This window comes from Myroides gitamensis (assembly GCF_029894455.1).
Lineage (GTDB): Bacteria > Bacteroidota > Bacteroidia > Flavobacteriales > Flavobacteriaceae > Flavobacterium > Flavobacterium odoratum.
In genome coordinates, this window is record NZ_JARYHN010000001.1 from 2010537 (window position 1) to 2036657 (window position 26121).

General features: G+C 37.3%; 18 protein-coding genes and 2 pseudogenes. 1 reads left to right on the forward strand and 19 read right to left on the reverse strand.

Annotation, left to right across the window (positions count from 1 at the left end):
- Positions 1-3 precede the first annotated feature (3 nt).
- The 14 genes and pseudogenes from M2306_RS08910 to M2306_RS08975 form a co-directional block, all read right to left on the reverse strand.
- Entirely contained in the window at positions 4-3162 is a 3159-nt protein-coding gene (locus M2306_RS08910; protein ID WP_259190641.1) for an efflux RND transporter permease subunit, read from the reverse strand.
- 6 nt (positions 3163-3168) lie between these two features.
- Positions 3169-3960, reverse strand: a complete 792-nt coding sequence (locus tag M2306_RS08915) for a TolC family protein (RefSeq protein WP_498882823.1) — start codon at positions 3958-3960, stop codon at positions 3169-3171.
- Positions 3961-3967: 7 nt separating this feature from the next.
- Positions 3968-4558 carry a TolC family protein gene (locus M2306_RS08920; RefSeq protein ID WP_498882824.1) on the reverse strand — a complete coding sequence of 197 codons (591 nt, stop codon included), beginning with the start codon at positions 4556-4558 and terminating at the stop codon, positions 3968-3970.
- 81 nt (positions 4559-4639) lie between these two features.
- Complete coding sequence (locus tag M2306_RS08925; RefSeq protein ID WP_115089767.1) at positions 4640-5053, reverse strand: HYC_CC_PP family protein; 414 nt, start codon at positions 5051-5053, stop codon at positions 4640-4642.
- Between the two features lie 98 nt (positions 5054-5151).
- Positions 5152-6288, reverse strand: coding sequence for an efflux RND transporter periplasmic adaptor subunit (locus tag M2306_RS08930; RefSeq protein WP_259190639.1), 1137 nt, complete (start codon positions 6286-6288; stop codon positions 5152-5154).
- Between the two features lie 171 nt (positions 6289-6459).
- The gene (locus M2306_RS08935) at positions 6460-7851 is read right to left on the reverse strand and encodes an efflux transporter outer membrane subunit (RefSeq protein ID WP_259190638.1); all 1392 of its coding nucleotides are present in this window, start codon (positions 7849-7851) and stop codon (positions 6460-6462) included.
- A 13-nt stretch (positions 7852-7864) separates the two neighbouring features.
- Positions 7865-11021 (reverse strand): annotated as a pseudogene (locus M2306_RS08940) (efflux RND transporter permease subunit).
- 56 nt (positions 11022-11077) lie between these two features.
- On the reverse strand, positions 11078-12271 hold the full coding sequence (locus M2306_RS08945) for an efflux RND transporter periplasmic adaptor subunit (protein ID WP_259190636.1): 1194 nt from the start codon (positions 12269-12271) through the stop codon (positions 11078-11080).
- Between the two features lie 144 nt (positions 12272-12415).
- The gene (locus M2306_RS08950) at positions 12416-13171 is read right to left on the reverse strand and encodes a LytR/AlgR family response regulator transcription factor (protein WP_115089762.1); all 756 of its coding nucleotides are present in this window, start codon (positions 13169-13171) and stop codon (positions 12416-12418) included.
- An 11-nt stretch (positions 13172-13182) separates the two neighbouring features.
- Positions 13183-14313 carry a sensor histidine kinase gene (locus tag M2306_RS08955; protein WP_115089761.1) on the reverse strand — a complete coding sequence of 377 codons (1131 nt, stop codon included), beginning with the start codon at positions 14311-14313 and terminating at the stop codon, positions 13183-13185.
- Positions 14314-14489: 176 nt separating this feature from the next.
- Positions 14490-15137 (reverse strand): RDD family protein, encoded by a 648-nt coding sequence (locus tag M2306_RS08960; protein WP_259190635.1) that lies wholly within the window; start codon positions 15135-15137, stop codon positions 14490-14492.
- Between the two features lie 64 nt (positions 15138-15201).
- Positions 15202-15648, reverse strand: coding sequence for a hypothetical protein (locus tag M2306_RS08965; protein WP_002991197.1), 447 nt, complete (start codon positions 15646-15648; stop codon positions 15202-15204).
- Between the two features lie 612 nt (positions 15649-16260).
- Positions 16261-17246: pseudogene (gene bioB, locus M2306_RS08970) on the reverse strand (biotin synthase BioB).
- Positions 17247-17814: 568 nt separating this feature from the next.
- Complete coding sequence (locus M2306_RS08975) at positions 17815-18174, reverse strand: four helix bundle protein (protein WP_259190036.1); 360 nt, start codon at positions 18172-18174, stop codon at positions 17815-17817.
- 796 nt (positions 18175-18970) lie between these two features.
- Here M2306_RS08975 and M2306_RS08980 point away from each other — a divergent pair.
- On the forward strand, positions 18971-19381 hold the full coding sequence (locus M2306_RS08980; RefSeq protein ID WP_498882825.1) for a Crp/Fnr family transcriptional regulator: 411 nt from the start codon (positions 18971-18973) through the stop codon (positions 19379-19381).
- A 71-nt stretch (positions 19382-19452) separates the two neighbouring features.
- Here the strand turns inward: M2306_RS08980 and M2306_RS08985 are convergent, their stop codons facing one another.
- From M2306_RS08985 to M2306_RS09005, 5 genes are all read right to left on the reverse strand, one after another.
- Positions 19453-20931: a catalase gene (locus M2306_RS08985; RefSeq protein WP_259190035.1), complete on the reverse strand. Its 1479-nt coding sequence runs from the start codon at positions 20929-20931 to the stop codon at positions 19453-19455.
- Positions 20932-21470: 539 nt separating this feature from the next.
- Positions 21471-22967, reverse strand: coding sequence for a malate:quinone oxidoreductase (locus M2306_RS08990; protein WP_115089756.1), 1497 nt, complete (start codon positions 22965-22967; stop codon positions 21471-21473).
- Between the two features lie 87 nt (positions 22968-23054).
- Positions 23055-23471 (reverse strand): Holliday junction resolvase RuvX, encoded by a 417-nt coding sequence (gene ruvX / locus M2306_RS08995; RefSeq protein WP_115089755.1) that lies wholly within the window; start codon positions 23469-23471, stop codon positions 23055-23057.
- Position 23472: 1 nt separating this feature from the next.
- On the reverse strand, positions 23473-24645 hold the full coding sequence (locus M2306_RS09000) for an AIR synthase related protein (protein ID WP_115089754.1): 1173 nt from the start codon (positions 24643-24645) through the stop codon (positions 23473-23475).
- A 149-nt stretch (positions 24646-24794) separates the two neighbouring features.
- Positions 24795-25919, reverse strand: coding sequence for a cysteine desulfurase family protein (locus M2306_RS09005; RefSeq protein WP_115089753.1), 1125 nt, complete (start codon positions 25917-25919; stop codon positions 24795-24797).
- Positions 25920-26121 lie beyond the last annotated feature (202 nt).

The following is a 26121-nucleotide window of genomic DNA, read 5'->3' on the forward strand; positions in this document are numbered from 1 at the left end:
TTCTTATTTGTTTTCAGTCGGTATATAGTGAATGCTTTCGGTATCTTCTGGATCTAAAGAAGGAGATTGTCTGTTTACTTTATTCATCACCCAAGCAAATACCATGGGTAAAATCACCAATACCGAAATGGTTGAGGCTAACAATCCACCAATTACAGCTCGTCCTAATGGAGCTACTTGCTCACTTCCTTCTCCATGTCCGATAGCCATCGGTAGCATTCCTGCGATCATCGCTAAAGTAGTCATGGCAATTGGGCGAATACGCAATTTGGTTGCTTCAATTGCGGCTGCTGTAGAGGTCCATCCAATCTTGCGCAGCGTTTCTGCATTGTTAATCAAGAGCACGGCATTCGCAATGGATACTCCGACGGACATGATAATTCCCATGTAGGACTGTAAGTTCACCGTGGATCCAGTTGCTTTGAGCAGTAACAAAGATCCCAACATTACGAAAGGCACTGTAGTTAAGATAACAAACGACACTTTGAATGATTGGAAATTAGCCGTAAGCATCAAGAAAATCACCACAATAGCAACCAATAAACCACCGGCTAAACTTTTCATTGTATCATCCAATACAGGTGCCATTCCCATCAATTCCACGTTTACTCCTTTAGGTAATTCTCCCAATTCAGCAATCACTTTTTCTACATCTTCTTTGGCGCGATTCAAGTCGGTTTTATGCACGTTCGCAATTACAGTTACATACCCCATAGTTCCTTCGTTATAACTCTCTGCCAGTACTTTAGACTCCGTAATCGTTGCGACATCACTCAATACAGGGCGATCTGCATTTTTACTCAAAGGAATATTTTCTAACTCTTCTTTGCTATTCAATTGATTTTGGGGCATTTGTACTTGTACGTCATAGGCAATTCCCATCATACCTCCTACCCACATATTGCGGTTTGTGTAGCGAGATGAAGCCGTTGTAGCCACCAATGATTTAGCAATATCCATCGCATCTAATCCCAATTGTGCGGCGCGAACACGATCAATATTAATCTCATACGCGGGATAATTCATCGAAATTGGCATCTGCTGATCACGCATATAATCGATGCCCTTCAACTTCGTCAATAGCTTATTAGCAGTCATCATATTCATTTTACGCATCATCCCTGAAACGCGGATTTCGATTGGTGTATTCGTTCCTTGACTTAGAATTTTCTCCGTCAATTCGATCGGTTCAAACGTCAATTTCAATTCAGGTAATGTCGCTTGAATGCGCTCGCGAATTTGATCCTTTAATTCATCTGTATTTCCGCTAAAATCTTTAAAAGCAATCTGCATAGAGGCTTCATGCGGACCTGCATTATACAAGTAAATCGGACTCACAGCAAACGAAGAAGGGTGTTGTCCCACAAAGGCAGATGAAATCGCAATCTTATCCTTGCCAAATAAATCTTCTAATTCAGCTAATAGTTTTTTCACCTTCATTTCGGTATGCTCAATACGCGTTCCTTCTGGTGCGGTAATACGCATTTGTACCTGACTTGAATTCACCGTTGGCAAAACGTCTTTACCGATGTTTTGATACATAAACGCCACTGCTAACAAAGCAAATACAATAGAACCCACGGCAATAATTTTCTTCAAAGGCATCAGTTTCTCAATTTGAGCCACCATGCGATTCTTGAATTTATCAAATCCTTTAGCTTCTTCTGAAATTGCGGGTTTCTCTGGATTGTATTTCATGATCCAGTTCGCCATAATAGGTACAAACGTCTGAGAAAGCAAGAAAGAAACGGTCATCGCAAATCCAATAGCCATAGCCAAAGGCATAAATAATGCACCTGGAATCCCCGTCATCATGAATGCAGGAGCAAACACGGCTAAGATGCTGAATAGAATTAATAGTTTTGGAAAGGCAATCTCCTTACAAGCATCCCAAATGGCTTGGACCTTACTCTTACCGAGGGCAAAATGTTGGTGTATATTCTCAATGGTTACCGTACTCTCATCCACCAAAATACCAATAGCTAAAGCCAATCCAGACAACGTCATGATATTGATGGTTTGTCCAAATAATTTCAAGAACAAAACAGAAGAAATAATAGCAATTGGAATCGTTAGGATTACAATCAAGGCTCCTCTTGGGTCACGCAAGAACAACAAGACCATTAATCCTGTTAATAGCGCCCCTAAAACACCTTCTACAATTAAGCTTTTTACCGCATTAATTACGTTGACTGATTGGTCAAATTCGTACGAAATTTTCACATCATCCGGTAGGTTATTCTGAATATGTGGAATTGACTTTTTCAACTGTTGTACAACATCGTAAGTAGAGGCTTTCCCTGACTTGGCGATATTAATGTAAACCGAGCGTTTTCCGTCCACAAGTGCATATCCCGTCGTAATATCAGCTCCATCTTTTACCGTGGCTACATCGCGTAAATAAACGTTGTCTACTTGTCCTTTAAACAACGGAATATCACCAAATTCTTCCACCGTTTTAAGCGTATTATTGGTCGGAGTTAAGTAATTCTTTTCTCCTACATATACGTTTCCTGATGGCATGGTTACGTTTTGTCTGCTTATCGCCTCCACGATTTGTTCAGGACTCATCTGGTGCGTGCGCAGTTTATTCGGATCAATATTAATCTCAATCGTACGTGGGGAACCACCAAAAGGAGGTGCCGTTGTCATCCCTGGAATTTTAATCAAGAAAGGACGTGCCACGAAATTGGCGATATCTTGCAATTCATTATTCGTTTTTGTTTCAGAGCGAAACACCAACTGTCCCACAGGTTGAGAAGAGGCATCAAAACGAATAATGAATGGCGGTGGAGCGCCTGGAGGTAAGAAAATCACAGAACGGTTGGACAGGGCTGAGATAGAAGCAATCGCCTCTCCCATATCTGTTCCCTCGTAAAACTCAATTTTCATTAAGGTCAATCCTTGTGTATTTTTAGTATCGATACTTTTAATCCCATTGGCAAAAAGCATCATATTTACATACATCTTGGTAAAATAACCTTCCATTTGTTGTGGCGTATATCCATTAAATGAATGGGCAATATACACCACAGGTAAATTCATTTCAGGTAAAATATCCACCTGAATCTCTTTGGATGATTTAAATCCAAAGAACAACAAGCCTATAACCAATACCATAATAGATATCGGTTTGCGCAAGGCAAAACGAATTAAATTCATATTCTATTATTTTTGGGGAATAGCGTTGACTAAAAGTTGAATATCTCCTTGAGCAGAAGCCTGCATTAAAAGTGCTTGCCAAATGTTATTTTGAGCCACTTCAAATGCAATTTCAGCACGTTGTAACGTGTACAAAGCTTGAGTAAAAGCAACTAAATCGCTCAACCCATTTTCATACAGGGCTTGTTGCTGATTAAAAGCAACGGTAGCCGCCTGTACTTCAATTGTACTGTGTGTCAAAATGCTAGCTGCATTATCATACTGCTCTTTCGTTAACAACACTTGGTTTGTTAATTCACGATCCATTTTTGCATATTCCTCTTGCAAGCTTTGAGAAATTTTTTCTTGTTCTTTTACTTTGGATGTTGTTCGAAAGAAATGCGAAATATTCCACGTCAACTGCAATCCTACCAAATAATTACTGCGATCAATTCCTACGCCATTGCTGTAGTTTTTAGTAAATGCAGTATTATCTTGTACGTAGTTCCAATCAAAACCAGAACCTCTACCTTGAATAATTCCAAATGCGTTCAACTGAGGTAAGCTACCGCGATGTACGAGTTTTTCCATCGTTTGGCTTTGCTTCACGCGTTGTTCTTGCCATTGTAAAATGGGATGGTGCTCTAAGGTAAATTCTTGTTCAAATACCAGCGGTTTTGCTGTATAGAAAAGTGAATCTAATTCATACGATTGACGCTCGATATCCAATAAATCAGAAAGTTGTTTGTCCCATTCTAATTCTTTGTCATACGCTTTAATGTAGGTCGTTTCTGCAAAAGCTACTTCAGCTTGTGCCAATCGCTCATCAACTTGAGCAATTAAATCCGCTCTTTACTTTTGCTTCCGTAGCCGTATAGAATACTTTTGCGCGCTCTAGATTTCGCTGTTGTACCTCAACAATGCGTTGTGCTGCTAGTAAATTAAAATAAGTGGCACTCGCCTTCACTTGCTGCTTGAAAATCTCTTGAGCCAGGTCTTGTTGAGCTACGCTTTGTTGGGCTTTTGTCATGGCCACGCCTTGGCGTGTTTTACCAAAGGAAAATAAATTCCAATTGACATTGGCAAAGTACAAAGATCCAAAAGCTGCATTCCAATTCTGTTCTGCCAAAGGCATAGAAGTTGCAGCAGAGCCTAACCCGCCATAGGCGTATAAAGGTCCGTTTTGTGCATTAATTGTTCCGTAGCTTTGTTGAGCACCGAACGTTAAATCTGGAAAATAATTTCCCTTTTGATTTTGGGTATTGTAAATGGAAGCTTGTAGTTGGGCTTCTTTACTTTTTATGAGGGGATAGCGTTGGGTAACTTGCTCAATGGCCTGTTCCAAAGTAAGTGTTTGGGCAGATACAGCACTTGCTGCACACCATAAAACAACGCACGCTATTGTATTGAATTTCATTTCAAATCACGCGTTTAATTATACAATAACTCAGCCGTATCTAGCCTAAGGGACAGATACCTTCAAAGTGTCTTGTATAAATCAAATTCGATACACGCAATGCTTGATATACAAAGGGATTTCCTTTGTTACATACAGGTAATATATATAGGGATTTAATACTTCTTTTGGTGCAGCAATAAATTCGTACACTGCACCAAAATAACGGTGCAAGATAGCATCAACAAAAAACGAAACTTTAAGCACCTTAAATGTTGAATTCTGTACTTCCGACTTTACTTTTACAACTTCAACTTTGTCTTGACAGCAATTCTTCTTTGGTTCGTTAACCGTTTTTCCTTTTTTGCTACAGAATGCACAATTTTCTTCTGCGTTTTGAGCAAAAGCCATACTCGTTTGCTGCACCAATCCTTTACAGATGTGCTGATATGTACTAAAGCCAGAGGCTAAAAAGAAGTACATAATACCAAATAGTATGACTAATATTCTCTTCATATATAGGGCGAAGATATCAACTCCTACACAAAAGAGTATTACATAATTTTTGAAATATGTTGTATAATTTCACAAAGACGCCTACAACTTAGGGAAGATTATTTTTCGAATGTATCGCCTTCTTTTACAGTTTTTAAATCGCCCACTAAGACGCGATTCCAAGTGGCATTCCCTTTTTGTACATACGCTTTTCCACCTTCTTTTTTCACAACCACAACAGGCGTTGCCTCAACTAAATTGGCTTCATTAACTGTCCAGATATACGTTGTATTGTCCCGTGTAAACAGTGCCTTTTCATCCAATACTTTCGTTGGTATATTCAAAATACTCAGGTCTAATTTTCGAATATCTTGTATATTGGGAATAGAAGATACATTCAAAGTCATGATTATTTTTCCGTCTTCATTAATGGATTGTTGCGTAAAAGATTCCAAAACAGAAGCGGGTAATTGTAGAGCAGATTGATCTTGAAAAACAACTTTGGCTCTTGTTTGTTGTAAATGATTGCGCAAGAGTAAATAGTTCTCACTCGTCACTGCAATTTGTACCGCCTTTGCTTGTCCTTGTTGCAACATTAATAAAGGCTGATTCACCTCAATGGCTCTACCTGCTCCTACTAGAATCTGTTTTACAACCCCTGCACTAGTGGCTTTGATTGCTTTTTCTACTGCAACGACATTCGCGGATGAAGTTATTTTATTGATTTGTTCTTCATATACAGCAGCTTCTTTTTTAGCTGTATTGTAGGCCTCATACTGCTTTTCATATTTGTCTTTGGCTTCCGTTCCATCTTCCCCTCGATCAATCGCCAATAATTGTTCCAATTGCTCTTTGACCACTTGCTTCGCTTCTTTTGCTTTTCGCGTCGCTTTCCCCAAACCAAGTGTATCTCCTTGATTTACACGCATCAAGGCAATTTCCTGTCCTACTTCAATGCGACTATTGACATCTACTTTTAATTGTACAAGCTCTCCACCTCTATCCGCACGCATAGTAATAGAGGGCGCTGAAGCCATTTGTGTTGCATAGGTTTGATTGACAACAATAACCTCTTCTGAAACAGGTTGCACCTGCACGCCTTCTGAAGCAAGAGGCAACTGTTCTTCTCCTGTTGTATTCGTTTCTTTTGTTTCACCTGCGCGTTCATTCATTCCGCGAATGCCCACCCAAACCAAAAAAACAATACAGCCCACCGTCATAATAATTTGTTGCGCTCTAACTTTTGTATTCTTCATAACTTGTTTCAATAAGAGTTACAAATATAACTAACAATCCTCCGATTTTAAAGTTCTTTTCACGCTCGATTTTCATTTTCTTCTACACGCCTTCAAATTGTCTAAAAACAAAAACTGACTTCCTCAAGGAGAAGAAGCCAGTCTTTTTTTTATTCACAACAACACTTGTGATTAATGTCCGCCTAAAGCGCGATATAAATCAATTTTTGACGCTAAGTAGTCGCGTTTTAATTCCGCATAATTTAAATTACTTTGCAAGGCTAATGCTTGTGCATTAACCACTTCTAGATAAGAAGCTTTATCCAATCCAAACATTACCTGAATATTGTCTAAGGACGTATTTAACAGTAGGACGCGTTGTTGTACTACTTTTTCTCTTTCTTGCAGTTTATCCATTTTCACCAAAGCATCATGTACATCGGCATAACCTACTACAACCGCATTTTTAAAGCTTATGGCTGCTTTTTCTCTTTCAATTACAGCAATTTCATACGCCGTTCTCAATTTTTTCTGTTGAAATATGGGTTGAACTAATCCTCCAATCACCGTTCCAAATAAAGAAGCAGGGGTATTAAACCATTGAGAAGCTTCGATCGCATTCAATCCACCTTGAGCTGAAATAGTTAAGCTCGGATACATTTCTCCTTGTGCAGCTCCTGCTTTTGCATTTGCTTTTCTCAATTCTAATTCTGCAATTTGAATATCTGGACGTTGACTTAGGAATTCCGCAGGTACACCTGTATTCAAATCCGTTGAAAATTGCAACGCATTAATAGAGGTTGTACGTTGAATTTTCTGAGGAAAATGATTGAGTAAAACCCCCAAAGCACTTTCCTGCAACGCAATTTCTTGTTCGATTTGCGGAAGTAATTCCTGCGCCTCTAACCATTGGGCTTCTGCTTGTTGAACTGCTATACTTGATTCGTTTCCAATCTCATACATTTTTTGCGTCAAGGCGAATGTTTTTTCGCGTAGCACCAAGCCTTCTTCTGCAATGCGCAGCTGCTCATCCAACATCAACAAATTGATATAAGCCGTTGCTACTTCAGCTACTAATCTATTTTGAATGGCTCTTTTTACTTCTTGCGTTTGCATATAAGAAGCCAAGGCCGCTTCTTTTTCTCGTCTAAGCTTTCCCCAAACATCCAATTCCCATGACAAATCTAAACGCGCAGTATAATCCTTGCTAATACGCGAAACTCCTGTTTGTGCAATCTCGCTGTTCTTAGACCACTCTGTGTGATTTCCAGTCGCCTGCATAGTTAAGCTAGGCAACAAGGCCATTTTAGACTGTTTGTATAGTAAATTCACTTGGTCTATATTCTTGATGGCCAATTGTAAATCAGTATTTTGATCCAAAGCCAATTGAACATAATGCGCTAACTCCTCCTGACCAAAAAAGTTTTGCCAAGACAACTCAGCCATGGTATTGGCTGAACTATCGACCTGCGGATTGACATAAAATTGATCCGGAGTATCCAAAGCAGGTCGCTCATAATCTTTTCCAACTTTACAAGCAGTAAAGACCAGAGCAAGGGGTATGATATATACGTATTTTTTCATTTCAAATTTCTTTTTAAACTTCCGTTGGTTGTTCTGTTGCTGTTGGTGCGCCTGAAATTTTCTCTTGAATATATTGGAAGAATACATACAAAATTGGGATAACAAATACACCTAGTACAACACCAAAGAACATTCCTCCAGCTGTACCAATACTAATGGAGTGGTTTCCTTGAGCAGATGATCCTTGTACGAACATCAAAGGCACCAACCCGGCAACAAAGGCAAAAGAGGTCATCAAGATTGGGCGCAGACGCAAGCGCGAAGCTTCTAATGCGGCCTCCACAATGGATAATCCAGCATTTCTTCGCTGTACGGCAAATTCTACAATCAAAATGGCATTCTTCGCCAATAAACCGACGAGCATGATGAGTCCAACTTGTACATAAATATTATTGGCAATTCCCACGGCTCCAATGGCGAGAAAGACACCTATAATTCCAACAGGCAAAGAGAATAAGACTACCAATGGCAAGATGTAACTTTCGTATTGTGCAGCTAGAATGAAATACACGAATAAAATAGACAATCCAAAGATGAAAACCATCTGATTTCCGGATTGCTTTTCTTCTTTACTCAATCCCAACCATTCAATTCCATATCCTGTAGGTAATTTCTCTGAGGCAATCTGTTCTACTTTAGCCATAGCATCTCCCGTACTAACTCCCGGGCTAATAATACCGTTTACCGTAATTGCATTGAATAAGTTATGTCTACTAATCGCTTGTGGGCCATATACTTTTTCTAGTTTCGCTAATGAGCTAATCGGAATCATTTCACCCGATTGTGTATGAACATACAAGGTCTTAAATGAATCTTCATTGGCTCTAAATGGCGCATCTCCTTGTACAAACACTTTAAACTGTTTTCCAAAGCGGTTGAAGTCATTTACTTGGGCACTTCCGTAGAACAATTGTACCGCAGCCATCATATCGCTCACTTCTACTCCATGCATTTTTGCTTTCACTGGGTCAACAACAATCTTATACATCGGGAAGTCTGCTTTAAACATGGTAAAAGCTTGTACCACCTCATCTGATGCACTTAAATCTGCATTAAACTGCGTTACAACATCTGCAAATTCATTAATTGTTCCACCTTTTCTATCTTGAACCACCAATTCCAATCCATCGAAAATCCCCAAATCCAGGTACTGTCGGATTAGCAAAAACGAAGAAATCACCTTCTTTAATCGTCGATAGTTGTCCGTTGATATCGGCTAAGATTTCATTGATATCGGTTACTTCTCCGCGTTCTTCTCTGTCTTTGAAAGCGATGAATCCCATTCCATAAGCTGGACTGGCAGCATTACCCAAAATATTAAATCCTGAAATTGTCGTTACCGATTTAATTGCTGGGTGATTGCGCATAATATCATCTCCTTCTTTCAATACTTTTGTTGTACGATCAATAGAAGATCCCGGAGGCAAAGACAACGCAAACATGGCAAAACCTTGGTCCTCGTTTGGAATGAATCCCTTAGGCGTTGTATTCATCAATAAAACCATAGCGACAATTGATCCCAAGATCAAAGAAGCTCCTAGTACTTTTCTTTTTAATAAGAAGCGAATTCCCCCTACATAGCGATCAGTTAACGCATTGAATCCGTTGTTGAAACTAGAGAAGAAACGAGCTAAAAATCCTTTTTTACTTGTTTCACCGTGTTCATCTGTATAGTGGTTCTTTAATAACAACGCACATAAAGCTGGACTCAAAGTCAAGGCATTTACTGCCGAAATTAAAATAGCAATCGCGAGGGTAAAGGCAAACTGTTGATAGAAAACCCCAACTGGTCCTGTCATGAATCCTACTGGTAAGAATACCGCAGACATTACCAAGGTAATTGAGATAATAGCTCCTGTAATCTCACTCATTGCTTTGGAAGTTGCTTCTTTGGCATTTAATCCATCAATCATCATGGTGGCATGGACTGCCTCCACTACGACAATGGCATCATCCACTACAATTCCAATGGCGAGTACCAAGGCAAAGAGCGTCAACATATTGATGGAGAATCCCAGCATATTAAGGAAGAACAAGGTTCCAATCAAGGAAACTGGCACTGCAATAGCAGGAATTAACGTCGATCTAAAATCTTGTAAGAACAAATACACAATTAAAAACACCAATAAGAAAGCTTCAATCAACGTGGTTTTTACCTGATTAATTGATTCATCTAATTGCGTTTTACTTGCAAAGGTTACGTTGTAATTCAACCCTTTCGGCAATTGAGGTTTTAACTCCTCTAATACGCCATAAATTTGCGTTTGAATTTCATTGGCATTCGATCCATTCGTTTGGAAAACCGCCATAGAAACCGCTTCTTTTCCATTTACTTTATTTTCTTCATCATACGCTACTGCTCCAAATTCAATGCGAGCAATATCTTTCAGGTATAAAACATTTCCGTTACTATCCGCCTGAACAACAATTTGTTCAAACTGTTCTGGTGTATTGTATTTCCCGGGGTATGTTAATGTATATTGAACTGCACCACCGGCATTTTGTCCTAAATTACCTGCAGCAACTTCCAAACTTTGATTCTGAATCACGCGTTCTACATCCGAAGGGGTTAACCCGCGATTTGCCAATTTATGAGGATCCAACCAAACGCGCATAGCGTAATCTTTCTCTCCAAAGAGCTGTACGTTTCCTACTCCTTTAATACGCTTCAAAGCACGTACCACGTTAATTCTCGCGTAGTTTTGAACGAAAGTTTCATCATATAGCTCCGCATCATCACTGATGAGGTCAATCACCATAATCATTCCGCGTTGCTCCTTTTGGGTATTTACTCCTGCACGGATTACCTCTTCTGGCAAGATTCCCTGCACTTGTGCAACTCTATTTTGTACGTTTACTGCAGCTTGATCGGGATCTGTACCCAATTCAAAAAAGACTGTAATAGTCGCTGTACCATCATTACTGGCTGTAGATTCGATGTGAGTCATTCGCTCTACTCCATTGATGACTTCCTCTAAAGGAGTAACCACTGATTTTAGTACAGTTTCAGCATTCCCTCCTGGATAAGATGCATGCACAGCTACACTAGGCGGTGCAATATCGGGGAACTGCTGTACAGGTAATTCTTTCAGTCCTACAAGACCTAAGATTACCAATATAACAGAAATCACGGTAGCCAAAACAGGCCTGTGAATTATTTTTTTTAGCATGAAATTACCTTGTTAAATTGAATCTTTGTTGTTTGTTTTTTGTGGAAGGATGAACGTTATAAAACCGAAGCTTCACGCGCCGTTTCTTCTTCTTTTACTGCGCTAATTTGCTCATTGGACGTTGCAGTTAAAGGTTGAACTTTATCGCCATCCGCTATTTTATCTAATCCCGTTGTAACGATTACTTCTCCGCTTTCGATACCGCCTTGAACAAAATAAGTATGCAAGTTTTTACCCACAATTTTCAACTGTCTTTGCTCCACTTGATTGTCTTTTCCAAGTACATACGCAAACACTTTATTTTGTAAATCCATTGTTGCTGCGATTGGAATTTGCAAGACGTCATTTTTCTTCGCTACTAAATTGACAATTCCCGTTCCTCCATTTCGCAATAATTTGTCTGGATTCTCAAATACAGCACGTACACTTAATGCATTGGTAGCCTTATCAAACTCCCCATTGATCATATCCACCTTTCCATGTAATGGATACGTATCACCGTTGCTCAATTTCAATTCAATATCCATCGGTAAAACCTCTTGTTCTCCGTTGCTTCCTTTAATTAAATCAAAGTAATCTGCTTCTGTTACTGAAAAATAAGCGTAAATCTGAGAAATATCAGACATAGTAGTCAAAGGCTCTGCCTCTCCTGCTGTTACTAAGTTTCCAACTAACTTGGGAATTCGTCCTAAGAACCCATCCACTGGAGCGACCACTGTACAATAGCTCAAATTCAATTTGGCTTCTGCAACAGCTGCTTTGGCTTGTGCTACCATCGCTTTTGCGCTATCTAGCGCTGCATTTGCAGTTTGCAATTGAATAGGAGATACAAACTTGTTTTCTACTAGTGATTTTACTTTATCTTGTTCCAATTGAGCATTCACCAATTCTGCAGCTGCTGCTTTCAACGTCGCTTCTGCATTTTGTAACTTGATTTGGTATGGTTGTGGATCAATCAAAAATAGCGCCTGTCCTTTTTTGACATAGCTCCCTTCTTTGACAACAATTTTATTGATATAGCCCGAAGCTTGTGCTCGAACTTCTACGTTAACCTTTCCTTGTAAAGAAGCGGTATAACTGTGTACTACTTCTGCGTCTCCACGTTCTACAACCTCTGTTTTTACTTCAAGATGTCCTCCCATTGGTGCAGAATCACTTGATGCCTGCTTACACCCTACTGCCGTGAGCAGGGTAAATACTGTTAGCCCTACATAAGCCAATACGCTTAGGTTTCTATAAACTCTATTCATAAATTTTCATATTTCACAACAAAAATGAAAAAAAGAAATTTTCAACACTTTTTTTTTATTTTGAAGTGTAAAAATTGCTTCCTGAACCGTAAAAACCGCGGACTAATCTGTAGGGGACAACTAAAAAAAGCTACCGAAGTAGCCTTATGAATTCAACCAATTTTTAAATAGAGGGGACTTTTCTCGACTGATTATTATTTCGCGTTGAGGGTCTTGAACAAGGGTAACTTTAAGCTTCCCATTGTAATAATTTTGGATATTATGGATACTATCGATATGTAAGATATGTTGTCTATTCGCTCTGAAAAATACAAGAGGGTCTAGTTCCTCTTCTACTTCTTCCATCGTTTGACCGATGATGATTTCGCTTTTGTCTTTCAACACCAAATGCGTAATTTTCAACTCGGAATAGATATAGTCAATTTCTTCTACTTTTACTGTTTTAAAACCGTCTTTGTAAGGAATTAAAAAACGGGAACGATAAACAATTTCTTTTTTGTTTAAACTTCCCAAAATATGTTGAATAGAATCATTCAATCCCGCGGGATTCAAACTTTTGTATTTTGCCAATGCTTGAACCAAGTCTTCTTCTTGGACGGGTTTCATTAAGTAGTCAATACTATTAACCTTAAATGCCTTTAGGGCGTACTCATCATACGACGTGGTAAAAATAACGGGAATAGTCACTTGAATTTGTTCGAATATCTCAAAACAAAGGCCATCTTCTAGGCGAATATCCATAAAAATAAGATCTGGATCCGCATGCGATTGCAACCAACTCACCGCCGACTGTATTCCTTCGACTACCGCCAATACTTCGATTGTTGGGTCAATTTGATGCAAGAGACGCATAAGTTTATTTGCATTTCTTTCTTCATCTTCTACAATCAATACCTTCATATCCCTATTTTTTAATTGGTGTAACTTCTTTCTCTAACTGCTAACAAGGGCAACTTCACTATAAACTCTTCCGTTGTACTTGTTATTTCAACATCCAATTGACTCAACAAACGATAGCGATCGACGATATTATCCAATCCTACTTTTGAGGAGGGCAACTCGACCACTAGCTTTTGTAAATTATTGCGGACAACCACATATTGATTCACTACTTCAATGTGAATAACAAGGGGATGTTCTTTGGATGCCGTATTGTGTTTCACTGCATTTTCAACCAAAAGTTGCAAGGCAATTGGCGCTACAGCTTGTGTATTTTGAACGTTTTCTGGAATATCGATAATTAGCTCCACCTTGCGTCCCATTCGCTCTTTAATCAAGTAAAAATATGATTCTACAAAGCTTATCTCCTCTTTTAGACTGATGCTATTCTTTCTGACATTTGAAAGCATATAACGATAGACCAAAGCCAAATGATCAATAAACTTCACCGCTACCTGCTGATCTTCAATCACTAATTCAGATAGTGTGCTAAAATTATTAAATAAAAAATGAGGATCTAATTGCATTTTCAGCGTTTCTAATTCGGCCTGACTTGCAATGCGTTCTAACTGTTCTGCTTTGAGCTTTAATTCAGCTGCATCCATCATTGAGTTTTTCCAGTTTTTAATTAAAAAATAGCCCGTGTGAATCACACTAATAAAAATTCCGGTATTGATACTAATCAACAAAGACTGCCAGATATCAATTTTAGCTTCTAAATCTAAAATCTCTCCTGGCTCATAAGGTATCCAGACCAAATAAGCAATATTGAGTATACAATAAACTAAGAAAATAAGGAGAATCAACAACAAGAGCTGAACAACAACACGCCAAGATGCATACTTCGTCCAGGGCAATACTTTATTCAAAGCATGACTCAATCGCAAACTAATTTCACTAATCAGTGTACAATACACCAAAATCATAATGCCCGATTGCCAAAAACTATCTGTATCTATGCTATTATACCATTCTGGATCGTATGGATTCAATAAAAAATGAGAAAATAGATACAATACAAAAACGGCAGGAATAACAACTAGCCGATAATGCTTTGTAAATAGCGATTGATCTATATTATTTTTTTCTACCTTTCTTTCCATATTTGTTATCAAAAGTAAGTGACTTTTTACCGAATCGTTGAGATAAATAACTCAACAGGAATAATTATACGTTGAATCGTACAAATGTACTACTGTATCTTGACATTCCTTACCAAAGTACACAAAAGGCATAAAAAAAGCTAGCGGATCTCGCTAGCTTTTGTTTTTATTCTTTTTTAGAAATTGTATTTTTTTCTTCCTATCTCCTTTACAACTATTGTTTTAGCAACGCTATCGTGCAAGGTTTGCTTTTTGTCATTTCCAAAGAACAAGAGATAACCAATACAGAATATCAAACTCGAAACAATCGACATAAAGAAACGTCCTGTTGCTTGTCCGAAATCTATTGAATTCCCTTCCATGCTCAAGCATCGGATATTCATTGCTCGTTGCCCCACTGTTGCCTGTCCTTCACTTGAATGCAGAATAGCATAATACAACCAAGGGCCCACAAGGGGAATGATACTAGCAACTAAACAAATCAATCGATCCAATATCAAAGCAACAAATCGGTCACCAAAATTAGCATACTCATAATAAATTTCACCTTGAGGTGTAAAGAGCGTAACGCGCATTTTATCAGTATGATAAACCACGTTACCAATTCTTTCTTCATATACTTGGGCATTATTCTCTCCTTGTACGTGCATCGGTTTATACTGAAAGATATCTTGCAAATCTTCTATATAGCGTGCTTCTGTCCAATTGGCTAAGCCTTCATACCATACTAATGTTTGAGCAGTAATACCAATATTGACTAATTCACTCTTTGCATAAGGTCCTTGTTTTTCACTGTTGCGAACGATAAAATATTTTGTACCCATAGCATTATTTCTTTATGTAAACATACAAAAGCATTCGATATCCTCACAACACTTTTTTACAATTTTATTTGTCAAAAGAGACCAATTCAATTTCTTTTAAATCGTCATGGTTTAGCACCTCAACAATCAATTCGTTATTTTTCAATTCTTTGATTCTAAATTGAAAATTTTCACCCAAACTTGTACTAGACATTTTAATTAAATTACCTTCTAATACCCAAGAACCTTGATCTTCACCCAAGCTGTACTTATCCACAGCTGTAAACTTATTGTCTTTGAGTGTAATGTGCACGGATGAAAGTTGATACGCCAACTTTTTTGCTCCTTTACACGACTCATCAAAAACAAAATGAGCGGCAATCCAATTCTTTTCCAAATTATCCTCCTTCACCAATTTAATCGACTTTGTTTCGATCTCATTGCTACCATCTTCTTTGCTACAACTAATTAATAGCGATCCAAGACTAGCTGCAATCATGACAGCCATTGTCCATTTTAAAACTTTTTTCATAACATAGTCTATTAAGGGGTTAAACAACAGTTACTTTTAATTTTTTGTTTTAAACTACTTTTTTACATCGTATCTAATTTACTAAAAAAAATCTAAAAAAAGATTTTTTTATTAATATTTACATGCATACTCACATTTTAACCTAATTAAGCAAGTATGTTTAAGAATAACAGTTAAAACAATAAATTAAATTTTAAAAAGACGTCTTTATTACTTATTAACTAGTCACAAAAGTATCGGATAAATAAAGGGGCAAAAATGACAAATATCATCAGTATTTACAATACTTTTCCGATATTTAGAGTGGAGCAATTTCTCAAAATCTCAGCAGACTTAAAATCAAATATTTACCTATTGTTTATCTAAGAAAAAGCCAAATATTATCATTATATTAACATACTGTATCTTTTTTAGTTCATTTATTTTTTCAGTAACTTCAGGATAAATATTTCATAATCTTAGGCTAATCTTACCTTAATTCTTTTAAATCAATCTAAATAATGTTTGGAATATTTTACTAAAAACTACCAAATCCATGGGAAACAAAAAAGTTCCTATTTTTTTAAAAAAATAGGAACTTTTTTTATAATTAAGTGCTTATACTTTTTTCTACTACTTTTTTTCTGCTAAAACCATCGGTTTTAGTCCTAATTTTTGAAATAATTGTTGGTCTTCCCTCAATGATGGATTCGGTGTAACGAGTAAAGTTTCCTCTTCTCCTGCAAAAATAGAGTTTGCACCCGCTAAAAAACACCAACCTTGTTCTGCTTCATTCATTTCTAAACGCCCCGCACTTAAGCGAACCATAGTGGTGGGTATAACAATACGCGTGGTAGCAATCATACGCACCATTTCCCAAATATCCGTTTTCGGCATATCTTCCATAGGGGTTCCTTTTACACGAGCTAACGCATTAATAGGAACAGATTCCGGATGTTTGTCCATCGTTGCTAAAGTTAATAGCATTGAAATACGATCTTCATTTGTTTCTCCAAGGCCTATAATCCCTCCAGAACATACGGTAATTCCCGCTTTACGCACGGAATTAATCGTATTTAAGCGTTGATCGAACGTTCGAGTAGAGATTATATCCTTATAATGATTTTCAGAGGTGTCAATGTTGTGGTTATAGGCATATAAACCCGCTTCTTGTAAACGCTTTGCCTGATTGTCTGTCAACATACCTAGCGTACAACAAACCTCCATATCTAAAGCATTCACGCCTTTTACCATGTCAATGACTTTATCAAAGTCTCGGTTATCGCGAACCTCACGCCATGCTGCAGCCATACAAAAACGAGAGGATCCATTGGCTTTGGCTTTTTTAGCATGGGTTTTAAAACGGTTTCTAAAGGCAGTAATCGCTGTACTTTAATGTCGGTATGATAACGAGCCGCTTGCCCACAATAAGAGCAATCCTCCGGACACCCACCTGTTTTTATGGAAAGCAAAGTACTAACCTGAACTTCTAATGGATTGTGATATTGTCTGTGTACAGTTGCGGCTTGATACACCAACTCCATAATCGGTAAATCATAGATTTCTTGTATTTCTTCAGCCGTCCAATTATTTCGGATTGGTGCTTTACTTTCTTTCATCTTCTTATTTGCTTTATTAGTTAAGCGCCAAAAATAGTATGGATAAGACTGCTAGAGGGCATCCGGTTTTTAAAAAAGAACTAGACCAGTTTTTTTTTGTGAGGTTTGTTTTTTTGTTCTTTGTGAGGTTTGTTCTTTGTGAGGTTTGCTCTTTGTGAGGTTTGCTCTTTGTGAGGTTTGTGCTTTGTGAGGTTTGTGCTTTGTGAGGTTTGTGCTTTGTGAGGTTTGTGCTTTGTGAGGTTTGTGCTTTGTGAGGTTTGCTCTTTGTGAGGTTTGCTCTTTGTGAGGTTTGTGCTTTGTGAGGTTTGCTCTTTGTGAGGTTTGCTCTTTGTGAGGTTTGTGCTTTGTGAGGTTTGTGCTTTGTGAGGTTTGTGCTTTGTGAGGTTTGTGCTTTGTGAGGTTTGCTCTTTGTGAGGTTTGTGCTTTGTGAGGTCAGCGCGGAATGCAAGCAGTAATTCTACCTAGTATTCTACACACCTAGTATGTCATGCTGACGAAGGAAGCATCGCATTCGTTACTCAACCCTTTTTGTTTTTTTTGAGGTAAGCGCGGAATGCGACCAGTAATTTTATTCGTTTACTTTTTTCTGTAAACTTAATAGTTGATTAGTAAGATATTCTATTTTAGAACGAATATCTAGATATTCTTCTTCAGATATCAACTCCAGGTCTAGACTTAGTATTAAAAAATTGAGTACTTCAATCGCAGATGAGAAAGCGATGTTTAACATTCGTACTTTATCTTTATTAGATGATCTTGACATTCCTTCAGCAATATTCGCTGTTACACTTGACATAGCTCTTCTAAGCTGAGAAACTAAACCAAATTTCTCCTCCTTAGGAAATTTATTTGTGAGTAGGTAAATATCTTTTGTTGTAGTTCTTGCATTTTGCCATACAGTTAGTCTTTCGAAAAAATAATTATGCATAAATAAATTGATTAGGTTATATCCGATAACTTATACAAAATTCATTCCATATTCCGGAATGGAATAAGCTGTTTATAGGACATTTATTATGTGCAGTATAGATTGCTCAATTTCACGGCACAAAAAGCAAACCACACAAAGTACAAAACAATTAGAGAGGGGAAATGAGAAAAGGGAAAGAAGTAAATTTTCAATTAAAACAGTGTACCTTCTTTAATCGATTAAACCCACGATTTCACAAACCTCACAAAGCACAAACCTCACAAAGAGCAAAAACACAAAAAAGCAAAAAAAAAGAAGTCCCTAAAAAAAGGACTTCTTTTTATAATCTAACCACACTTTTTACTTTTCAAATTAGGATTTGAAAATCAACACAAAGTTATGAGTATACCAAGGTACACATCAACACGAATATTTTATACGTTAAAAACAGAAGATTTTTTTTATCACTTACACACACTTCTTCTGCTTTTAAATAACTTGTATTTTTGCTAGCTTGTTTGTGTTCTATATGTTTAAATCTATCTTAACACAACACATCGCTAAGATTAAATTCTTTACATTTGAACAAAACAAAAGTCCATATTAATTTGAATCTATTATAGGACATTTGTCCTCCTAATGATAAAAATATGTTAAGAATAAATCTTGATTTTTTATCCTATATTGAATCGATTGCACACAAAGACATTATAGCAGATAAAATACAATTAATACAATACAGCCCTAAAGATACAATCCTCACTCAAGGAGAACAGATCACTAAGATTATTGTAATCCGCGAGGGAATAACGAAATGTTATATTACAGAAGAGAGAATGGGAAGGAATATATTCCGGAGTTTTTAAGTCGTGGGGAAATCATGGGAGAAATTGAATATCTGGGCAAAATGCCTTGTTTGTGCTCCGTTGAAGCGATTTCTTACGTAGAAGCGTATGTGATTCCGTTGTCTATTTTTGACCACTTACTGAAAACAGATATCACGTTTAACAATGTATTATTATCTGTAGAAGCTTTACGTGTATACCACACGAGTGAAAGAGCTTCTTTTCAACAATTGTACACCGTTGAACATGCTTTGGAAAAACTATTGCACCTACAAGAGAAAAATCAAGTGGCGATTTCCAAAGAGGATATGGCTTCTTATTTGGGGATTACCACGCGAACACTGAATCGCGCATTGAAAAAAATACAAGGAGAAGAATAAACCGCTCTATCATATGATACAAAAAAAGCCTCACGAGTGAGGCTTTTTTGATTATCATGATAATTCGTGCATTATTGCATAAACTTACTTACGTCTACTTGTAATCCTTTGGCAATTCGCATACCTAAATCAGCATCGGCTCTAAACCAGTGGCACAATTGACGGAAGATAATTTCTTCGCGTTTTGGTCCATCGATTCCACTCATTGCTCCTACAATATTATGTACTGTATTGGTTTTTGCTTCCTCTGTCATGATGCGATATAAGTTACCTGGTTGTGTAAAGTGATCGTCCTCTCCTACTCCATTTCGATCATAGTGATCTGCTACTATGTGTTCGCCTAAATCTAATGCAGGTTCTTTATAACTTTGATCAACAACGATAGAATCAAAACTATTTGGGTAATAGTTTGGTTCACTTCCACCATTTCCATCGATGCGCATTGCACCATCTCTTTGGTAGTTATTTGTAGCAAATGGACAACGGTTTACTGGAATTTGCTCATAATTTGCACCTAAGCGGTAACGTTGGGCATCAGGGTAAGATAAAATACGTCCTTGTAACATACGGTCAGGAGAGAAACCAATTCCATCCACGATATGAGTAGGTGCAAAAGCAGCTTGCTCAACATCTTGGAAGTAATTCTGCGGATTTTCATTCAACTCAAGTACTCCTACATCCATTAAAGGATAATCTTTATGTGGCCAAACTTTCGTTACGTCAAATGGATTTACTTTTGCTACGCGACTTTCTGCTTCTGTCATGACTTGAATTTTCAAATTCCATTTTGGAAATTCTCCTTTTTCAATGTGTTCGAATAAGTCACGTTGTGCGTAATCCATATCGGTTGTACGCATTTGATCGGCTTCTGGTCCAGTTAGATTCTTAATTCCCTGTGCTGTTTTGAAATGGAATTTTACATACACACGTTCATTCTCCGCATTAATCATAGAGAATGTATGACTTCCATATCCATTCATGTGTCTATAGCCAAAAGGTGTACCACGATCCGACATCAAGATTAATACTTGGTGTAAACTTTCTGGGTTTAATGACCAGAAATCCCACACCATGGTTGCTGATTTTAAATTGGTTTGTGGATGGCGTTTTTGCGTGTGAATAAAGTCGCTAAACTTCTTCGCATCTTTAATAAAGAATACGGGGGTATTATTTCCTACTAAATCCCAATTCCCATCTTCTGTATAAAATCGCAAAGCAAATCCTCGTGGATCGCGTTCTGAATCTGCAGATCCTTTCTCACCTCCTACAGTTGAGAAACGCAAAAACACTTTGGTCTGTTTCCCTACTTCACTAAATAATTTTGCTTTTGTGTATGGAGTAATGTCATTCGTTACAGTAAACGTTCCATATGCTCCAGAACCTTTGGCATGTACTACGCGCTCTGGAATTCTCTCTCTGTTGAAATGAGCCATTTTCTCATGCAAGATATAATCTTGCAACAATACAGGTCCTCTTTCTCCTGCTGTCATCGAATTTTCATGTTCTACATAAGGTCTTCCCGAAGCGGTTGTCAGTTTTTTGTTTTCCATAGTCTTGTACTTTATTTCGTTAATTTCTATTTCAAATATACTAATTATCAAACCTTTGTAAACCTATTTACTATACCATTAGGTTATAATTAAATAAATTAAATCTATGGTGTTTTTAAAAACGATAAATAAAAATGATGGACTAAGGTGAGGTGGTGAAATCGGAACGAAGTGAAAATCGAAACGAAGTGTAGATTCATTGAACACCAAAACCAATATGAAATAGGTGAGATATATTCATCGAACACCAAAAGAAAATAGCAACTCAGTGAGATAGATTGGTGAGGGGGTGAGAGGGTGTGGGTGGGTGTGAGGTTATGAGTTAGAAGTTAGAGGTTATGAGTTAGGGGTTATGGGCTGAGTTATGGGCTGAGAAGGTGAGGTGGTGAGGCGATGAGATGTAAAATCTCGTAGAGAATTATCTAGTTACTTAGCAAATTACCATTTGCTCTTATGGCTTTTTGTATCATTTTCTTCTTAGCCCAAAAAAAAGCACCTTTACCAAGTAAAGGTGCTTTATATATTGATTTTGATGTTTTTTAGTTGTTAGGAAAAATTCTCAAAACTTTCGAGCAATTCTCTCTAATTTCTGCAACCATTTCTGGGTGTTCATTCAATTTAAGTCCATAAGAAGGAATCATCTCTTTGAATTTAGTATTCCATTCTGGTGAATTAAATTCTGTAGGGAAGCAATTAGCTAATAGTTTCAACATAATTGCTGTTGCTGTTGAAGCTCCTGGAGAAGCTCCTAATAAAGCGGCGATTGAACCATCTGCTGAATTTACAACTTCTGTTCCGAATTGTAAGATTCCTTTTCCGTCTTTATCTCTTTTGATTACTTGTACACGTTGACCTGCATGTTCCACTTTCCAATCCTCGTCTTGTGCAGCTGGGAAGTATTCTCTCAACGATTCATATCTTGATTTATCTGATTGTAAAACTTGTCCAATCAAATATTTAGTCAAATCTAAGTTACGCATTCCAGCACCCAACATTGGACCAATATTATTTAATTCTAACGATTTAAATAAATCTAAATTCGATCCTCTTTTCAAGAATTTTGTTGAGAAACCGGCATAAGGACCAAATAATAGCGAGTGTTTTCCATCGATAAAACGCGTATCTAAGTGAGGTACTGACATCGGAGGTGCTCCTACAGATGCTTTTCCGTATACTTTAGCCATGTGTTTTTGAACAATCTTTGGGTTGTTACACACCAACCATTCTCCTCCTACTGGGAAACCACCGTAACCTTTACTTTCAGGAATATCTGCTTTTTGTAATAACAAGATTGCTCCACCACCAGCACCAACAAAAACAAATTTCGCTTTTACTTTTCTGTGCTCTCCTGTTTTTTCATCTTTTGCAGAAACGCTCCATTTATCGCCTTTGCGTTTGATATCAGTTACTTGATTATTGAAGTGAACATTTACACCATCTTCTGTTGTCAAGTGATCAAAAATCTCTCTTGTTAATTCTCCAAAGTTTACATCTGTTCCGATTGGCATATACGTTGCTGCATATACGTCGTCCAGCTTTCTTTCTTCCATTAACAAAGGAGCCCACGTTTTGATTTGATCAACCTCTTTTGAGAACTCCATCCCATGAAACAATGGGTATTTTTGAAGTTCATTATATCTTTTCTCTAAAAAGCTTACGTTGTCTTTTCCCCATACGAAACTCATATGTGGCACAGAATTAATAAACTTACGAGGATCTTTTAATACATTCTTTTTTACCAAGTATGACCAAAACTGCCTTGATACTTCAAATTGCTCAACAATGCTAATTGCCTTTGTTGCATCAACGCTACCATCAGCTTTTTCTGGTGTATAGTTTAATTCACAAAATGCAGAGTGTCCTGTACCCGCATTATTCATTGCGTCTGAACTCTCAGCTGCAGCGCGATCTAAACGTTCTAAGATTTCAATTTTTAGGTTCGGATTTAATTCTTTTAGTAAGATTCCAAGAGTAGCACTCATGATTCCGGCTCCTACCAAAACAACATCAACCTCAGATTTTTGTATACTTGACATTATATCGAATATTTATTTATATGCAAAATTAATTTTTATCTACAGGAAAAACAGTTTTTTTCTGCTAAAATTTTAAAAAAGAATGGATTAAAATGTATTCCGCCCCATATAATCTTGTAAGATTATGGTTGCGGCAATCTCATCAATCAACGCTTTATTTTGTCTTTGTTTTTTCTTCAACCCACTATCAATCATGGTTTGGAAGGCCATTTTAGAGGTAAAACGCTCATCTATTCGTTCCACTGGCATTGTTGGAAATGTATTTTTAAATGTATCGATAAATGCATTTAAAATAGGCGTAACTTCCGAAGGCTCATTATTCAAGCGCTTGGGTTCACCTATAACCACTTTTTCCACCTTTTCTTTTTGAAAGTAGTCTTTTAAAAAAGACATAAGCTCTTTTGTATCAACAGTCGTTAAACCCGATGCAATAATTTGCAATTCATCGGTTACTGCGATACCCGTTCTTTTCTGACCAAAATCAATAGCTAATAAACGTCCCATTCTAGTAATTAAATGTCCCGTATGTTGATTGAATCGTTAATTTTTTATCAGCCGAAGCCTCTACTCTACCCACAATTTGTGCTCTTACGTTGAATGATTCAGCAATTGCTATAATATCTTCTGCAACAGCAGGGTTTACGTATAATTCCATGCGATGCCCGCAATTGAATACTTGATACATTTCTTTCCAATCTGTCTTTGATTGTTCTTGTATCAATTGAAACAAAGGTGGTACTTCAAATAAATTATCTTTGATAATATGTAACTGATCGATAAAGTGTAAGATTTTGGTTTGCGCTCCACCACTACAGTGAATCATACCGTGTACATCGTCTGCTTTATATTGATCTAAAATCGCTTTGATGATTGGCGCATAGGTTCTCGTTGGAGATAATACTAGTTTTCCTGCATCAATAGGCGAATTTGCTACTGCGTCTGTCAATTGTACTTTTCCAGAATACACTAATTCCTCTGGGACAGATGAATCATAACTTTCTGGATATTTAGCCGCTAAAGAATGATCAAATACATCATGACGAGCAGAAGTAAGTCCGTTACTTCCCATTCCTCCATTGTATGCTTTCTCATACGTTGCTTGACCAAACGATTCTAATCCAACAATAACGTCTCCTGCTTGAATATTAGCGTTGTCAATAACATCGCTGCGTTTCATTCTTGCTGTAACTGTAGAATCCACAATAATCGTGCGAACTAAGTCTCCCACATCCGCTGTTTCTCCTCCAGTAGAGTGAATCGTTACACCAAAAGATTTTAGCTCTTCAATTAGCTCTTCTGTTCCGTTGATGATAGCAGAAATTACTTCACCTGGAACTAAGTTTTTATTACGTCCAATTGTGCTTGACAACAAGATATTATCTGTTGCACCTACACATAATAAATCATCAATATTCATGATTAAGGCATCTTGAGCAATCCCTTTCCAAACAGAAATATCTCCTGTTTCTTTCCAATACATATAAGCTAATGATGATTTTGTTCCTGCTCCATCGGCATGCATAATCAAACAATAATCTTCATCCCCAGTTAAGTGGTCGGGAATAATTTTACAGAATGCTTTAGGAAACAATCCTTTATCTATGTTCTTTATTGCATTGTGAACATCTTCTTTCTCAGCAGAAACTCCGCGAAGCGCGTATCTATTACTTGAACTCATAAATAGTGTGTTGTTTGTGCAAATTTAATGCGAATGTTATTGTAAAACAAAGCTTTTTACATTAACATTTTTTTACCTCTTTTTTATTTATTTTTTGAACAATTGGAAAACAAAAAAATCTACTAATTCAACTTAGTAGATTCTTTTTCTTAAATTTCTTGAAGAAGTTCAATCAATCGATCGATCTCTTCTTTTGTATTTTCATGACTAAATGACAATCTTAGGCTCGGTTTCTTCAAGTCTTCTTCGTTTAAGAACTGTGCTAAAACGTGTGAAGGCTTTTGGCTTCCCGATTGACAAGCACTTCCTCTTGATACCGCAATTCCTTTCATATCCAATTGGAATAACATCATCGCAGCTTTTTCTTGTGTCATTGGCAACAACACATTGAGGATATTGTAAAACCCCGTGCTATTTCCGTTGAATTTCACTTGAGGGTATACTTCTACTAAACGCTGTTGGCAGTATGATTTAATATCAGCAATGTAAGCACTTTCCTCTTCAAGTAAATCATAAGCCATTTCTAATGCTTTTGCCATTCCTACCACTTGGTGTACACCTTCTGTTCCTGCGCGTAATCCCTTTTCTTGTTCTCCACCGTGGATGGCAGGCTTTAATACGTTTTTCTTGCGGATAAAAGCAAACCCAATCCCTTTAGGTCCGTGAAATTTATGTGCACTTGCTACGATAAAATCAATCGGCAATGCGCTTAAATCCAATCTTTTCTTTCCTACAGATTGTACTGTATCACAGTGAAAAAGAGCCCCGTGTTCTACACATAAATGCGCTACTTTTTCTAAGTCTAATTCAGTCCCCACCTCATTGTTTACATGCATCAAACTCACTAATGTTTTGGTGTCCTCTTTCAATAGATTCTCCAATTGAGCATAGTCAATTTCACTGTTGGGGTTAATGGTTAGAAATACAACCTCAATTCCATACACCTGTGCTAAGTGTTTTACTGTATTCAAAACAGCATGGTGTTCTAATTGTGTTGTAATAATTCGTTTCACTCCTAAATCGCGTACAGCAGAAAGCAAAATCCAGTTATTTGCCTCTGTCCCACAAGAAGTAAAAATGATCTCTGAAGAACTTACATTAAATTGTTTGGCAATTGTTTTTCTTGCCCCTTCAATTAATGCTTTCGCATGCCGTCCGATTGAGTATGTCGATGAAGGGTTACCAAAATCATTTCTCAATACTTTCACCATCTCTTCAATTACTTCTGGGCGGACAGAAGTAGTTGCGGCATTATCCAGATATATTTGTTTCATTATTTAATTAGTTGAATGAGATACGTCACTTCATTTACACGAAATAACGTCTTTCTAAGTCATTTATTTTATTCGAATACAAATGTAATAAAAACAAAAAAGATAATGGTCAAAATCACTTCCATATTATTGTCTTCTCCAACATATCTTTTTACTTTTAGTTCTTTTAAACGTATCTTTTCCTGCTGTAAACCCTTTCTCT

Coding starts and splice junctions, on each gene's coding strand:
- M2306_RS08975 (WP_259190036.1), bottom strand. CDS start 18,174: ATGCATAATTATTTTTTCGAAAGACTAACTGTATGGCAAAATGCAAGA.
- M2306_RS08990 (WP_115089756.1), bottom strand. CDS start 22,967: ATGTCAAGTATACAAAAATCTGAGGTTGATGTTGTTTTGGTAGGAGCC.
- M2306_RS08955 (WP_115089761.1), bottom strand. CDS start 14,313: ATGGAAAGAAAGGTAGAAAAAAATAATATAGATCAATCGCTATTTACA.
- M2306_RS08910 (WP_259190641.1), bottom strand. CDS start 3,162: ATGAATTTAATTCGTTTTGCCTTGCGCAAACCGATATCTATTATGGTA.
- M2306_RS08935 (WP_259190638.1), bottom strand. CDS start 7,851: ATGAAAAAATACGTATATATCATACCCCTTGCTCTGGTCTTTACTGCT.
- M2306_RS08965 (WP_002991197.1), bottom strand. CDS start 15,648: ATGAAAAAAGTTTTAAAATGGACAATGGCTGTCATGATTGCAGCTAGT.
- M2306_RS08960 (WP_259190635.1), bottom strand. CDS start 15,137: ATGGGTACAAAATATTTTATCGTTCGCAACAGTGAAAAACAAGGACCT.
- M2306_RS08920 (WP_498882824.1), bottom strand. CDS start 4,558: ATGAAATTCAATACAATAGCGTGCGTTGTTTTATGGTGTGCAGCAAGT.
- M2306_RS08945 (WP_259190636.1), bottom strand. CDS start 12,271: ATGAATAGAGTTTATAGAAACCTAAGCGTATTGGCTTATGTAGGGCTA.
- M2306_RS08925 (WP_115089767.1), bottom strand. CDS start 5,053: ATGAAGAGAATATTAGTCATACTATTTGGTATTATGTACTTCTTTTTA.
- M2306_RS09000 (WP_115089754.1), bottom strand. CDS start 24,645: ATGAGTTCAAGTAATAGATACGCGCTTCGCGGAGTTTCTGCTGAGAAA.
- M2306_RS09005 (WP_115089753.1), bottom strand. CDS start 25,919: ATGAAACAAATATATCTGGATAATGCCGCAACTACTTCTGTCCGCCCA.
- M2306_RS08980 (WP_498882825.1), top strand. CDS start 18,971: ATGTTATATTACAGAAGAGAGAATGGGAAGGAATATATTCCGGAGTTT.
- M2306_RS08950 (WP_115089762.1), bottom strand. CDS start 13,171: ATGAAGGTATTGATTGTAGAAGATGAAGAAAGAAATGCAAATAAACTT.
- ruvX (WP_115089755.1), bottom strand. CDS start 23,471: ATGGGACGTTTATTAGCTATTGATTTTGGTCAGAAAAGAACGGGTATC.
- M2306_RS08930 (WP_259190639.1), bottom strand. CDS start 6,288: ATGAAGAATACAAAAGTTAGAGCGCAACAAATTATTATGACGGTGGGC.
- M2306_RS08985 (WP_259190035.1), bottom strand. CDS start 20,931: ATGGAAAACAAAAAACTGACAACCGCTTCGGGAAGACCTTATGTAGAA.